Source organism: Stenotrophomonas sp. 99219_Sma, from assembly GCF_056480785.1.
In genome coordinates this window covers 1,242,999-1,256,111 of sequence record NZ_CM151117.1, presented here as the reverse complement: position 1 = coordinate 1,256,111, position 13,113 = coordinate 1,242,999, and the positions used below count along the sequence as shown (strand labels likewise).

Annotated in this window: 13 protein-coding genes; 8 read left to right on the top strand and 5 right to left on the bottom strand. The window is 66.6% G+C overall.

Annotated elements, in window-relative coordinates:
• Nucleotides 1-50: 50 nt before the first annotated feature.
• Complete coding sequence (murJ, locus tag ACZK13_RS05735; RefSeq protein WP_125895443.1) at nt 51-1,655, bottom strand: murein biosynthesis integral membrane protein MurJ; 1,605 nt, start codon at nt 1,653-1,655, stop codon at nt 51-53.
• A gap of 117 nt (nt 1,656-1,772) precedes the next feature.
• Between murJ and rpsT the strand changes: the two genes are divergently transcribed.
• The gene (gene rpsT, locus ACZK13_RS05730; protein WP_005408560.1) at nt 1,773-2,042 is read left to right on the top strand and encodes a 30S ribosomal protein S20; all 270 of its coding nucleotides are present in this window, start codon (nt 1,773-1,775) and stop codon (nt 2,040-2,042) included.
• 204 nt (nt 2,043-2,246) lie between these two features.
• Here the strand turns inward: rpsT and cgtA are convergent, their stop codons facing one another.
• The 3 genes from cgtA to rplU form a co-directional block, all read right to left on the bottom strand.
• Nucleotides 2,247-3,299, bottom strand: coding sequence for an Obg family GTPase CgtA (cgtA, locus tag ACZK13_RS05725; protein ID WP_032127584.1), 1,053 nt, complete (start codon nt 3,297-3,299; stop codon nt 2,247-2,249).
• A gap of 177 nt (nt 3,300-3,476) precedes the next feature.
• Nucleotides 3,477-3,740, bottom strand: a complete 264-nt coding sequence (gene rpmA / locus ACZK13_RS05720; protein WP_005415704.1) for a 50S ribosomal protein L27 — start codon at nt 3,738-3,740, stop codon at nt 3,477-3,479.
• 18 nt (nt 3,741-3,758) lie between these two features.
• Nucleotides 3,759-4,067, bottom strand: a complete 309-nt coding sequence (gene rplU, locus ACZK13_RS05715; protein ID WP_005408557.1) for a 50S ribosomal protein L21 — start codon at nt 4,065-4,067, stop codon at nt 3,759-3,761.
• 316 nt (nt 4,068-4,383) lie between these two features.
• Here rplU and uvrA point away from each other — a divergent pair, with 316 nt between their 5' ends.
• The 3 genes from uvrA (at nt 4,384) to ACZK13_RS05700 (ending at nt 8,617) form a co-directional block, all read left to right on the top strand.
• Nucleotides 4,384-7,386, top strand: a complete 3,003-nt coding sequence (gene uvrA / locus ACZK13_RS05710; RefSeq protein ID WP_478482344.1) for an excinuclease ABC subunit UvrA — start codon at nt 4,384-4,386, stop codon at nt 7,384-7,386.
• Nucleotides 7,386-7,793 carry an acyl-CoA thioesterase gene (locus ACZK13_RS05705; RefSeq protein ID WP_006424673.1) on the top strand — a complete coding sequence of 136 codons (408 nt, stop codon included), beginning with the start codon at nt 7,386-7,388 and terminating at the stop codon, nt 7,791-7,793. The genes uvrA and ACZK13_RS05705 overlap by 1 nt, the downstream gene beginning before the upstream one ends.
• A 98-nt stretch (nt 7,794-7,891) precedes the next feature.
• Nucleotides 7,892-8,617, top strand: coding sequence for an enolase (locus tag ACZK13_RS05700; RefSeq protein ID WP_125895429.1), 726 nt, complete (start codon nt 7,892-7,894; stop codon nt 8,615-8,617).
• A gap of 241 nt (nt 8,618-8,858) precedes the next feature.
• Here the strand turns inward: ACZK13_RS05700 and ACZK13_RS05695 are convergent, their stop codons facing one another.
• Complete coding sequence (locus ACZK13_RS05695) at nt 8,859-9,305, bottom strand: copper chaperone PCu(A)C (RefSeq protein WP_125895428.1); 447 nt, start codon at nt 9,303-9,305, stop codon at nt 8,859-8,861.
• A 34-nt stretch (nt 9,306-9,339) separates the two neighbouring features.
• Between ACZK13_RS05695 and ACZK13_RS05690 the strand changes: the two genes are divergently transcribed.
• The 4 genes from ACZK13_RS05690 to ACZK13_RS05675 all read left to right on the top strand — a co-directional run bounded on the left by ACZK13_RS05690 (nt 9,340) and on the right by ACZK13_RS05675 (nt 13,104).
• A complete protein-coding gene (locus ACZK13_RS05690) occupies nt 9,340-10,116 on the top strand; it encodes an enoyl-CoA hydratase/isomerase family protein (RefSeq protein ID WP_032127589.1) in 777 nt (258 codons plus the stop codon).
• 127 nt (nt 10,117-10,243) lie between these two features.
• A complete protein-coding gene (tesB, locus tag ACZK13_RS05685) occupies nt 10,244-11,164 on the top strand; it encodes an acyl-CoA thioesterase II (protein WP_004148214.1) in 921 nt (306 codons plus the stop codon).
• A 4-nt stretch (nt 11,165-11,168) separates the two neighbouring features.
• The gene (locus ACZK13_RS05680; RefSeq protein ID WP_032127591.1) at nt 11,169-11,678 is read left to right on the top strand and encodes a pathogenicity-like protein; all 510 of its coding nucleotides are present in this window, start codon (nt 11,169-11,171) and stop codon (nt 11,676-11,678) included.
• Nucleotides 11,679-11,886: 208 nt separating this feature from the next.
• Nucleotides 11,887-13,104: an RNA polymerase sigma factor gene (locus ACZK13_RS05675; RefSeq protein WP_049398908.1), complete on the top strand. Its 1,218-nt coding sequence runs from the start codon at nt 11,887-11,889 to the stop codon at nt 13,102-13,104.
• Nucleotides 13,105-13,113: the final 9 nt, after the last annotated feature.

The window sequence follows — 13,113 nt, the reverse complement described above, 5'->3', positions numbered from 1 at the left end:
GCCGCTGCTTCAATGGTGTAACCCTGAAGTATAGCCGCCACGGGCCGCGATCAATGCCCACGCAGGTCGCGCGGGCGGAAGCCCATCGCCAGCATGGCCACCGCATAGGTCGCGCCACCGCCGCCGACCAGCAGCATCAGGCCACCGATACGGTGCCATTTGTCCATGACGGTGAAGTCGGGAACCCAATGCAGCAGGGCCAACAGCACGCCGACCATGGCCGCACAGGCCAGCAGCAGCCGCACCAGATAGCCGCCCCAGCCCGGCCGGCGCTGGTAGACATCGGTCTTGCCCAGCCAGTACCAGAGCAGGCCCAGGTTCAGGTAACTGGACAGTGCGCTGGCGATGCCCAGCGCCAGGTGCAGGCCCGGCTGCTTGCCGATGGCCGCCATCACGCCCTGCGCCTTCAGCTCGTCCGGCACCATGACCTGGTACAGCACGGCCAGCAGGGCGAAGTTGAACACCATGTTGGCCACCAGCGCGGCCACACCGGCACGGACCGGGGTCTTGGTGTCCTGGCGGGCATAGAACGCCGGCAGCACCACCTTCAGCAGGGCGAACGCCGGCAGGCCGAAACTCAGGCCGTACACCGACAGCGCGGTCATGCGGGTATCGAAGGCGGTGAACTGGCGGTACTGGAACAGAGTGGCGATCAGCGGCTCGGCCAGCAGCAGCAGGCCCAGCATGGCCGGCACCGAGATCAGCAGGGTCATCCGCAGGCCCCAGTCCAGCGAGCGCGAGAAACCCTCGCGGTCGGTGCTGACGTGATGGCGGGCCAGCGCCGGCAGGATCACCGTGCCCAGCGCCACGCCGAACACACCCAGCGGCAGCTCCAGGAAGCGATCGGCCAGCGACAGCCACGACTGCGAGCCGTCGGTCAGCTTGGCTGCGATGAGGGTATCCAGCAGCAGGTTGATCTGCGCCACCGAGGAACCGAACAGGGTCGGCACCATCAGCGTCAGCACCTTGCGCACGCCCGGATGGCGCCAGCCCCAGCGCGGCAGGGTCAGCAGGTTGATGCCCTTCAGCGAGGGCAGCTGGAACAGCAGCTGCAGGATGCCGGCGGCGAGTACCGCCCAGCCCAGCGCCAGGATCTGTTTTTCCGGGGTGCCGCCCAGCTGCGGCGCCAGCCATAGCGCACCGGCGATCATGCACAGGTTGAGGATGACCGGGGTCAGCGCCGGCATCGCGAAACGCTGGAAGCTGTTCAGCGCGCCACCGGCCAGCGCGGTCAACGAGACGAACAACAGGAACGGGAAGGTCAGGCGGAACAGGTCGACCAGCAGGGTCTGCTTGACCGGGTCGGTATCAGCACCACTCGAGAATGCGACCGCCAGCTGCGGCGCGAAGATCAGCGCCAGCGCGGTAACCAGCATCAGCACCCCACCCAGGGTGCCGGCGGTGCGGGCCATCAGTTCACGCAGCTCGGCATGGCTGCGGGTTTCCTTCACTTCCGTGAACACCGGCACGAAAGCGGTGGCGAAAGAGCCTTCGGCGAACAACCGGCGCAGGAAATTGGGTACCCTGAAGGCAACCCAGAACGCATCGGTAACCGCATTGGTGCCGAACGTGGTGGTGATCACCTGGTCACGGACAAGTCCGAGCACCCGCGAGACCATGGTCATGCTGCTGAACGACAGCAGGCCTCGCAACATCTTCGGTGAACTCACTCAGCGTCCCTCTTGACAATCGACTTGACGTGCATTTCTCGGGCCATCATACTAGCTAGCTTGCTGTTCCCATAACACCGATTTTTTCAGGAAACCACCACCGTGGCCAATATCAAGTCCGCCAAGAAGCGCGCCAAGCAGACCGTCGTGCGCAACGCGCGCAACGTGGCTCAGCGCTCGATGCTGCGCACCGCTGTCAAGAAAGTGATCAAGGCGCTGGACGCCAACGATGCCGCCGGCGCCGAAGCCGCCTTCGCCGTTGCCCAGCCGATCCTGGATCGCTTCAGCGCGCGTGGCCTGATCCACAAGAACAAGGCTGCTCGCCACAAGAGCCGCCTGAACGACCGCATCAAGGCCCTCAAGGCCGCCTGATCCGGCGTTGCCGCCCTGCCCCTTCGGGTAGGGCAGCAGACAAGAACCCGGCCCCGGCCGGGTTTTTTGTTGCCTGCGATCCACGCGATCCGGTAGTGCCGGCCGCTGGCCGGCAACCCCGAGGAATGCCGGCCAGCGGCCGGCACTAACGGAAAATGAAAAACCCGGCCGAAGCCGGGTTTTTCGCATGGAACCACAACAGCATTACTGCGCGTTGCGGGCTTCCAGCTCGTCTTCCTTCTGGCGATCGAAGAAGGCCATGATCCGGCTCATGATCGGGAAAGTACCTTCGCGGCCCAGCGCGGAGACCAGGAACCACGGCTCCTTCCAGCCCAGCTCGGCAACGATCTGTTCGGCCGCAGCCTTCGCTTCGTCTTCGAACATCAGGTCGGCCTTGTTCAGCACCAGCCAGCGCGGCTTCTGCAGCAGCTCCGGATCATGCTTTTCCAGTTCGCGCTCGATCGCGCGCACCTGCTCGACCGGGGAAATGCCTTCCACCCCGCCCTCCATCGGCGAGATGTCCACCAGGTGCAGCAGCAGGCGGGTGCGCTGCAGGTGGCGCAGGAACTGCGCACCCAGGCCGGCACCGTCGGCAGCGCCTTCGATCAGGCCGGGAATGTCGGCAATCACGAAGCTGCGGTAGTTCTCCACCTTCACCACACCCAGGTTCGGGTACAGCGTGGTGAACGGGTAATCGGCCACCTTCGGCGTCGCCGCCGAAACGGCACGGATCAGGGTGCTCTTGCCAGCGTTGGGGAAGCCCAGCAGGCCGACGTCGGCCAGCAGCTTCAGCTCCAGCTTCAGCGTGCGCTCTTCGCCCGGCTCGCCCGGCAGCGCCTGGCGCGGCGAGCGGTTGGTCGAGCTCTTGAAGTGCATGTTGCCGAGGCCACCACGACCGCCCTGCGCCACCAGCAGGCGATCACCATGCTGGGTCAGGTCGCCGATGATTTCATCGGTGGCGACGTTGATCACCACGGTGCCGACCGGCACGGTGATGGTCAGGTCTTCGCCGCCCTTGCCATAGGCCTGGCGGCCCATGCCGTTCTCGCCGCGCTGCGCCTTGAAAATGCGGTCATGGCGGAAGTCGACCAGGGTGTTCAGGTTTTCGTCGGCGCGGATGTACACGCTGCCGCCCGCACCGCCGTCGCCGCCGTCCGGGCCGCCGAGCGGAATGAACTTCTCGCGACGGAAGCCAATGCAGCCGTTGCCGCCGTTGCCGGCGAACACTTCGATTTCTGCTTCGTCTACCAGTTTCATTGTTTCGATGCCTGCGATGGGCGCGGCCTGCCAGCCGTCGCCTTGAATGTTATGCCAGCCGCTGGCCGGCAACTCGGCCTGGCCGGTCTTGCTTTCACTCTAACGAAAAGCCCCGCCGAAGCGGGGCTCTTCATGCAGCACCCCCATGCCGAGGCACGGGTGCCGGCGATGCCTGGATCAGGCGTCGGCCGAGACGATGCTGACGGTGCGGCGCTTCTTGGCGCCCTTGACCGAGAACTCCACCTTGCCGTCCACGAGGGCGAACAGGGTGTGGTCACGGCCCAGGCCAACGCCCGAACCCGGGTGGAACTGGGTGCCGCGCTGACGCACGATGATGTTGCCGGCTTCGATGGCCTGGCCGCCGAAGATCTTGACGCCCAGGTACTTCGGGTTGGAGTCGCGACCGTTGCGCGAGGAGCCTACGCCCTTTTTATGTGCCATGACTGCTTCTCCTGATGCTTAGCCGGCGATGCCGGTGATCTCGATTTCGGTGTAGTACTGACGGTGACCCTGACGCTTCATGTGGTGCTTGCGGCGACGGAACTTGATGATCCGGACCTTGTCAGCACGACCCTGGGACAGGACCTTGGCGGTGACGGCAGCGCCCTTCAGCGCATCGCCCAGCTTCACGCCGTCGCTGTCACCCAGCATCAGGATGTTGTCAAACTTGATCTCGCTGCCGACTTCGACTTCGAGCTTTTCAATGCGGAGCTTTTCGCCCTGCGCCACGCGGTATTGCTTACCGCCGGTGACCAGTACTGCGTACATGACCAGGCCTTCCTCTGTAGTTATTGTGGTCTGAGCTGCCGCCATCGAGGGCGGACAGGAGCGGGATTGTACGCAGATCAGCGGGCGCGGGTCAAGTCAACCCCTGAACGGCCCGGGGGCCCGGCCGGAACGGGGTCAGATCCCTTTTCACGTTGTGAAAAGGGATCTGACCCCTGCCTGTCGGCCTGTCTCATCAGGTGAGACATCGGGCTGGCATTGTCGCCCATTGCCCCCATCTGGTCACCTCGGTAGGCTGACCGATTGCCGTTCCCTGCTGGCCCGGCACCCAGCCAACGCCCCCACAACCGGATCCCCCATGGCGATGGATTTCATCCGCATCCGCGGCGCGCGGACGCACAATCTGAAGAACCTCGACCTCGACCTGCCCCGCGACAAGCTGATCGTGATCACCGGCCTGTCCGGTTCGGGCAAGTCCTCGCTGGCGTTCGACACCATCTATGCAGAAGGCCAGCGCCGCTACGTCGAGTCGCTGTCGGCCTATGCGCGCCAGTTCCTGAGCGTGATGGAAAAGCCGGACCTGGACCACATCGAAGGCCTGTCCCCGGCCATCTCGATCGAGCAGAAGTCGACCTCGCACAACCCGCGTTCGACGGTCGGCACCATCACCGAGATCTACGACTACCTGCGCCTGCTGTACGCCCGCGTCGGCACCCCGCGCTGCCCGGACCACGGCTACCCGCTGGAAGCGCAGACGGTCAGCCAGATGGTCGACCAGGTGCTGACGCTGGACCCGGAACAGCGCTACATGCTGCTGGCGCCGGTCATCCGCGACCGCAAGGGCGAACACGCACAGGTGTTCGACCAGCTGCGTGCGCAGGGCTTCGTGCGTGTGCGCGTGGACGGCGAGCTGTATGAAATCGATGCGGTGCCGCCGCTGGCGCTGCGCCAGAAGCACACCATCGAGGCGGTGATCGACCGCTTCCGCCCGCGCGAGGACATCAAGCAGCGCCTGGCCGAGAGCTTCGAGACCGCACTGAAGCTGGGCGATGGCATGGCCTCGGTGAAGAGCCTGGACACCGCCGACGCCACGCCGGCGCTGTTCTCCTCCAAGTACTCCTGCCCGGTGTGCGACTACTCGCTGCCGGAACTGGAGCCGCGCCTGTTCTCGTTCAACGCACCGATGGGCGCCTGCCCCGGCTGCGATGGCCTGGGTATCGCCGAGTTCTTCGATCCCTCGCGCGTGGTGGTGCATCCGGAGCTGTCGCTGGCCGCCGGTGCGGTGCGCGGCTGGGACCGCCGCAACGCCTACTATTTCCAGCTGATCGCCTCGCTGGCCAAGCACTACAAGTTCGACGTGGACGCCGCCTGGAACTCGCTGCCGGCCAAGGTGCAGCAGGCCGTGCTGTACGGCAGCGGCGACGAAACGATCACCTTCACCTACTTCACCGAAGCTGGCGGCCGCACCCAGCGCAAGCACCGCTTCGAGGGCATCATTCCCAACCTCGAACGCCGCTACAAGGAAACCGAGTCGCCTGCGGTGCGCGAGGAGCTGTCCAAGTACATCAGCGAACAGCCGTGCCCGGAATGCAATGGCGCGCGCCTGAACAAGGCAGCACGCAACGTGTTCGTGGCCGATCGCCCGCTGCCGGAGCTGGTGGTGCTGCCGATCGACGAGGCACTGAAGTTCTTCAGTGAACTGAGCCTGCCGGGCTGGCGTGGCGAGATCGCCGCGAAGATCGTCAAGGAGATCGGCGAACGCCTCGGCTTCCTGGTCGATGTCGGCCTGGATTACCTGACCCTGGAGCGCAAGGCAGACACCCTGTCCGGTGGCGAGGCACAGCGCATCCGCCTGGCCAGCCAGATCGGCGCCGGCCTGGTCGGTGTGATGTACGTGCTCGACGAGCCGTCGATCGGCCTGCACCAGCGCGACAACGAACGCCTGCTCGGCACCCTCACCCGCCTGCGTGACCTGGGCAATACGGTGATCGTGGTCGAACATGACGAGGATGCGATCCGGCTGGCCGACTACGTTCTGGACATCGGCCCGGGCGCGGGCGTGCACGGCGGCGAGATCGTCGGCCAGGGCACCCTGCAGGACATCCTGGAGGCACCGCGTTCGCTGACCGGCCAGTATCTGTCGGGCAAGCGCGCGATCGAGATTCCGGCGCGCCGGCACACGCCGAACCCGAAGATGACCCTGCACCTGCGCGGGGCGACCGGCAACAACCTGAAGGGCGTGGACCTGGCGATTCCGTCGGGCCTGCTGACCTGCGTGACCGGCGTGTCCGGCTCGGGCAAGTCGACCCTGATCAACGACACCCTGTTCTCGCTGGCCGCCAACGAGATCAACGGCGCCTCGCACCCGATCGCTCCGTACAAGGAAATCGATGGCCTGGACCTGTTCGACAAGGTGGTGGACATCGACCAGTCGCCGATCGGCCGCACCCCGCGCTCGAACCCGGCCACCTACACCGGCCTGTTCACGCCGCTGCGCGAACTGTTCGCACAGGTGCCCGAAGCGCGTGCACGCGGCTATTCGCCGGGCCGCTTCAGCTTCAACGTGCGCGGCGGCCGCTGCGAAGCCTGCCAGGGTGACGGTCTGATCAAGGTCGAGATGCACTTCCTGCCGGACGTGTACGTGCCCTGCGACGTCTGCCATGGCAAGCGCTACAACCGCGAGACGCTGGAGATCCTGTACAAGGGCTTCAACATCAACGACGTGCTGGAAATGACCGTCGAGGATGCGCTGAAGCTGTTCGAACCGGTGCCGTCGATTGCGCGCAAGCTGGAAACACTGGTCGACGTCGGCCTGAGCTACATCAAGCTGGGCCAGAGCGCGACCACGCTGTCCGGTGGTGAAGCGCAGCGCGTGAAGCTGTCCAAGGAACTGTCGCGCCGCGATACCGGCCGCACCCTGTACATCCTCGACGAGCCGACCACCGGCCTGCACTTCCACGACATCGAAGCGTTGCTGGGCGTGCTGCACAAGCTGCGCGACGAGGGCAACACGGTGGTGGTGATCGAACACAACCTGGACGTGATCAAGACCGCCGACTGGATCGTTGATCTGGGTCCGGAAGGCGGCCATCGCGGCGGCACCATCCTGGTCACCGGCACGCCGGAAGACGTGGCGGCCTGCCCGCAGTCGTACACCGGCCAGTTCCTTGCGCGCATGCTGCCGTCCACCCACGCGCGCCCGGAGCAGCCGGCCGCCGTGGCGAACAAGCCCGACGCCCGCCCGCCGCGCAAGGTGAAGCCTGAAAAGGCCGAGAAGCCGGCGAAGAAGGCCGTGGCTGCCAAGAGCACCGGCAAGACCAGCAAGACCGCCACTGCCAGCAAGAAGAAAAAGGACGCCTGATGAGCAGCGAACACAAGATCCTGGCCCGCATCCCGATCAGCGTGCGCTGGCGTGACATGGACAGCATGGGCCATGTGAACAACGCCAAGTACATCTCCTACCTGGAAGAAGCGCGCGTGCGCTGGATGCTGGGCGTGGACGGTGTGTCGATGACCGACCGCATCGCACCCGTGGTGGCCGCGACCAACGTCAACTACCGGCTGCCGATCGTGTGGCCCAACGACATCCTGGTCGAGCTGTTCGTCGAGCGCCTGGGCAACAGCAGCGTGACCATCGGCCACCGCATCGTCGACCAGCAGGACGAATCGAAGCTCTATTCGGACGGCAACGTGGTGGTGGTCTGGATGGACACCCAGACCGGCAAGAGCGCGCCGCTGCCGGAGGCGATCCGTAGCGCGTCTACCTGACGCGCCTGTGGTAGTGCCGGCCGCTGGCCGGCAACCTCCAGATGTATCGCGGATGCCGGCCAGCGGCCGGCACTACCGATCCAATTCAAAGGACTGACATGATCCACCAGACTGAACTGCGCGACCTGCTGCCCGGCATGGTCGCCTTCCCCACCGATGTCTTCCCCTCCGACCAGGCCTGGCTCGGCCAGCACCTGCTGCCGCTGCTGAAGATCGACCTCGGCGTGCTGCGCCCGGAACTGGCCGGCCAGGTGGCAACGATGCTGTGCCCGATCGAGCCGTATGACGGCTGCATCGGCGAGACCACAGAAGAACACCACAACGATTTCACCGGCACCAACTGGATCGCCTTCGAACTGACCGCCGGCAACGAGATGCGCTTCCTCGGCAACGCGGGCTATTTCATCGGTGATGCGGTGCAGGACAAGGATGCGCAGGAACACATCGCGCAGATGCGCGAGAGCTACGCCAAGGCCCGCGATTACCATGCCACGCATGGCCGTCTCGCCTGCTACTCGCGCTATGGCAAGGGTGAGGCCAGCGAGCGCGATTATCTGGATACGCTGGGTGGCCCGATCAGTTTCGGCAACTGGACCGAAACCGCAGAGATTCCCGCGGCATTCGAGCTGGGTTTCACCGAAGCTGCCGATGACCCCAACGCTGCGGACGATGCCGAAACAGTGATCATCACCCGCAATGGCAACAAATTCTTCGCCGTGGCCGACGTGGCCGGCTACAACTGGTGCGCCACCGGTGCCGATGCGATCGTGATGCTGTACGAGCCGGAAAGCCGCACGGTGCTGTTCTCGTTCGACTGGTCGTAAGCCCCCTGGTAGTGCCGGCCGCTGGCCGGCATTTCGCGTCCTGCCGGCCAGCGGCCGGCACTACCGGATATTCCGTTCGCGCCCAGCGTCCTCAACGCTACGGCAGCCATCCCAATCGTCGCTTCATCCGTAGAGTCGAGCTTGCTCGACTGCTGCAGGCCGGGGCCGTCGAGCAAGCTCGACGCTACGACGGCCATCCCAACCCCTTGCGTCAGCAGCAGCGTGCCGTTTCCCCGCGCGCTTACGGCGCGGCCTTGCGCACCACCAACGTCGCGCTCGCTTCGCCACCGCCTTCCAGCTGCAGCCGCAGCGGCAGCGCCTGGCCTTCCTTCAACGCGCCCTTGCCCTGCATCAGCATCAGGTGCAGACCACCGGGCTTGAGCTCGGCGCGCGCGCCCGGTGCCAGCGGCAGACGCTCGATCGCGCGCATGCGGCTGACCCCATCGACGATCGTGGTCTCGTGCAGCGACACATCATTGAAGCTGCTGCTGGTCGCGCCAGTGATCGCCACCGCCTTGCTGCAGCCGTTGTGGATCACGCCGTAGCCGGCGGTCATCGGCATCGCCGGATTCGGTGGCAACCGCGCCCAGCCCTGCTCCACCGTGACGCAGTCCGGTTCCGCCGCCGACGCCGATGCTGCGGCCGCACACAGAACCAACAGTACGCCAACGAATGGTTTGGTTATCATCGCCCAGGTTCCTTCTTCGCAACGAGACCGCAGCATGACGACGCTCATCGAGGTGATCAACCATGGCCCCATCCGCGAACTGCGCCTGGCGCGGCCGCCGGTCAACGCACTGGACACCGAACTGTGCCGGCAGTTGATCCATGCCATCGAGCTGGCCATGGCCGAAGACGCGCACGGCATCGTGCTGTCGGGCAGCGAGCGCATCTTCACCGGCGGCATGGACGTGCCGCACCTGCTCTCGCATGGTGATGACAAGCACAAGTTGCTGGACACCTGGAACGCCTTCTTTGGCGCCGTGCGCACGCTGGCCGAGAGCCGGATCCCGGTGGTCGCGGCGATCACCGGCCACGCACCGGCGGGCGGCTGCGTGCTGGCCCTGTGCTGCGACTACCGGGTGATGGCGCGCAGCGCCGATCCGTCGCGGCCGTATGCCATCGGCCTGAACGAAGTGCAGGTGGGCCTGATCGCGCCGGAGGGCATCCAGCGCCTGCTGCGCCGCGCGGTGGGCGTACACCGCGCCGGCGTCCTGCTGACCACCGGCTCGCTGGTGCCGGCCGAACAGGCGCTGCAGATCGGCCTGGTCGATGAACTGGCCGAAGGCGACCTGGTGGTGGCGCGCGCCATCGCCTGGCTGCAGAACCTGCTCAAGCAGCCGCGCCAGCCGATGCTGCTGACCCGCGCCATTGCCCGTGCCGACCTGCACGAAGCCCTGCACCCGGACCTGATCCAGCTCGACCGCTTCGTCGAGGCCTGGTTCGCCCCGGACGCGCAGAATGCCCTGCAGGCGCTGGTCGCCCGGCTGGGCAAGTAACCGGTAGTGCCGGCCGCTGGCCGGCAACCGCAGGTGCCCCAGGAGGATCATGAGGTTGCCGGCCAGCGGCCGGCACTACCAATGATGGACTGGCCTGCAACGGTATAATCGGGGCCTCTTCATTGCTGTGGCCGCCCCCTTGAACGACACGCCCGAACCCGTCGTCTCCGAGCTGATCGACCTGCTCACCCTGGAGCGGCTGGAGGACAACCTGTTCCGCGGGCAGAGCCGCGACATCGGCACCAAGTACGTGTTCGGCGGCCAGGTGCTGGGCCAGGCGCTGGCTGCGGCGCAGGCCACGGTCGACAACGGGCGCCACGTGCACTCGCTGCACGCCTACTTCCTGCGCGCCGGCAACATCGACCACCCCATCGTCTACGACGTGGACCGTACCCGCGACGGCGGCAGTTTCTCGGTGCGCCGCGTCACTGCGATCCAGCACGGCAAGGTGATCTTCTTCTGCGCGGCCTCGTTCCAGCAGGCCGAGACCGGCGCCGAGCACCAGCACAAGATGCCCGAAGTGCCGCAGCCGGAAGACATCGAACCGAACCGCCCGCTGCCGGCCGAAGTGCTGGAGCGGCTGCCGATCAAGGTGCAGCGCTGGCTGTCGCGCGGCGGCCCGTTCGAGTTCCGCCACGTCTACCCGCGCGATGAACTCAACCCGCCCAAGCGCCCGCCCTACCACCAGGTGTGGCTGCGCCTGAGCGAGCCGGTCGGCGATGCGCCCGAGCTGCACCAGGCGCTGCTGGCCTATGCCTCCGACTTCCACCTGTTGGGCACCGCCACGTTCCCGCATGGCATCAGCTACTACCACCCGCACGTGCAGATGGCCTCGCTCGACCACGCGATCTGGTTCCACCGCCCGTTCCGCGCCGACGACTGGCTGCTGTACTCGCTGGACAGCCCCAGCGCGCAGGATTCGCGCGGCCTGGCCCGCGGCCAGTTCTTCACCCGCAATGGCGTGCTGGTGGCCAGCACCGCGCAGGAAGGCCTGATCCGCGTGGTTCCCGACCAGGCCGCGGCCGCCGCCGTGCCGGCCAAGGACTGATCCGATGCGCCAGATCTTCAGCAGCCAGCGTGTGGAAACCGTTGAAGGCGTCGCCGAGCTCCTGCGCGGGCATGGCATCGACGTCAAGGTGACCAATGGGCGCTCGTACAAGACCCGTCGCCGCGGCCAGTTCAGCTATACCGACCTGGGCAACGCCAACGCCTACCCAGCGGTGTGGATCGTGCGCGCCGACGACCAGCCGCGCGCGCGTGAAATCCTGCGCGAGGCGCGACTGCTCGACACCACCCGCCGCGACCATCCGACCGCCGAATTCGCCTTCCGCGACACCGCAGAGACGACCGGCGGCGGCCGTGGCTGGGCCTGGCGCATCCGCATCGCCCTGCTGGTGGTGATCGCCGGCGTGGCGCTGGTGATCGGCCTGCGCCATCGTGGCGCCCCGGCGCCGGTCGCACCGGCCCCTGCCCCGCAGACCCAGCCGCAGCAGGCGCAACCGGCTCCGCAGGCCGCACCGGAAGAGGAAGAAATCCGGGTTCGCATCCAGCCCTCGAAGTGACGCACGGGTAGTGCCGGCCGCTGGCCGGCAGCCGAAAAAGGGGACGGAGGGGATTAAGTCGTTTGTGGCACAAACGACTTAATCCCCTCCGTCCCCTTTTTTTGTCATGAGGTTGCCGGCCAGCGGCCGGCACTACCGTGCAGAAGGCCGGTCACATTCGGCGCGCGGCTCCGTCTTGGGACACAATCCCAGCAGGAGAGCCGCCGCCATGACGACGTTCGCCGCATCGATCGACCAGACACTGGAACGCGAACTGCCTGCCGCCGCCAGCGGTTGCCAGCACGCCTATGGCCGCATCGTGCTGGCCTGCCAGAACACGGTTACCGCCATCGCGCTGGCCATCACCCGCGATCGTCAGGCCAGTGAGGACATCGCCCAGGAGGCCTTCGTGAAGGGCTGGCAGCAGCTGCACCAGCTGCGCAGTTCGACCAGCTTCCTGCCGTGGCTGCGGCAGATCACCCGCAACCTGGCCCGCGACTGGCTGCGCGCGCAGCGCGGCCGGCCGCTGACCGGCGAGGCCGCCGAGGTGGCGATGGGCATGGCCGCCGACCCGGCCCCGGGCGCGGCCGACCGCCTGCAACGGGTGGAAGAAGAGATCGCCGCCGAGGACATCATCTCCGCCCTTCCCGCCGACAGCCGCGAAGTGCTGCTGCTGTACTACCGCGAAGGCCAGCGCTCGCAGCAGGTGGCCGACCTGCTTGGGCTCAGTGACGCCGCCGTGCGCAAGCGCCTGTCGCGTGCCCGCGCTCTGGTGCGCGACGGCCTGCTACAACGCTTCGGCGAGTTCGCGCGCAGCAGCGCACCCAGTGCCGCGTTCGCTACGGCGGTGGTTTCGATGGTACTGGTGGCTGCGCCCGGCACGGCCAGTGCTGCGGTGCTGCTCGGCACCGGTGTCGGCATCGGCGGCAGCAAGCTTGGCCTCGGCGGTGCCAGCGCTGCGGGCGGCACCGCGATGGGCTCGCTGACTGCCACGCTGGGCCAGCTGCACGTGCTGCCGGCCGAAAGCTGGGGGGCGGTGATCGGCGGCGTGGTCGGTGGTGCGATCGGCAGCTATCTCGGCGGCCGCTTCCTGATGTCGTACACCGAAACGGCGTCCGAGCGCCGCGACGTGCGCCGCTTCCTCTACCTCAACATCATCACCGGCATGTTCTGGTGCCTGGCGATCCTGCTGGCTGTGATGCTGCAGGCGCCGGTCTGGGCGCAGCTGACGGTGCTGGCGGTAGGCCTGGGCGTGGTCAACTACCAGTGCCTGGTGCCGCTGCAGCGGGTGATGGCACCGATGATCGCGCGCGATTCGGCCCGCCGCGGACGCACCGGCATCAACTGGAAGTTCGAATCGATGTACGGCCGCACCGGCATCATCGCCATGAACCTGATGGTCATCGCGCTGGTGGTGTACTCACTGATGCGCAGCGGCCGCCTGTAACGGACAACG